Here is a 569-nt window from a genome sequence, read left to right as displayed (position 1 = left end):
ATCTTGAGCAGGTTGGCGATAAAGCAACCAAACTGGGTCAAGAGGCGAAGAAATACACTGAAGCTCCCGACCTGCTTAAAGCAGTAACATTTGCAGAACATGTCAAAGATACAACCAGCAGTAGAGAGATTCCCGATCTGTCTTCCCCTCCCCTCAGCTATCGTATGGGCCTTTATCAAGGCGGGCAAATGGAAGACGTTGGTGAATCTGCCTACCGAAGAATCCTTCAAGACAACGTGATGCCTTTAATCAGCTTCAAATTAGATGAACTTCTGCGTACAACCAGCGGCTCAGACGGCATCAATGGTTACAATGCTTTAAAAGCTTATCTGATGATGTACGACAAAGAGCATTTTGATTCCGCTTTTATGCAAAACTGGCTGATGACTAATTTGTCTAAAGCAGAATCTTCAGGCATGAGCGAGCAACAGAAAAAATCTCTTGAGAAAGCTTTAAACCAAATACTTTCCAAACAAAGCATTACTCCCAGCGTACCCTATGATGAAGAATTGGTAGAACGCCGCAGGCAGGAAATTGCACAAAGAGATATTGCCACTATGGTACTGGAA

General features: G+C 43.6%; 1 protein-coding gene. It reads left to right on the top strand.

Annotated features, from left to right (window positions below; translation table 11 throughout):
- Positions 1 to 569 (top strand): ImcF-related family protein (locus ACTHUR_RS16635; RefSeq protein ID WP_440399790.1); only part of this gene is annotated, 569 nt, incomplete at both ends.

It is taken from the genome of Neisseria sp. P0021.S007, assembly GCF_051956855.1.
Note: the sequence above shows the minus strand (reverse complement) of the source record. Positions and strands in the feature narration are given on the sequence as shown.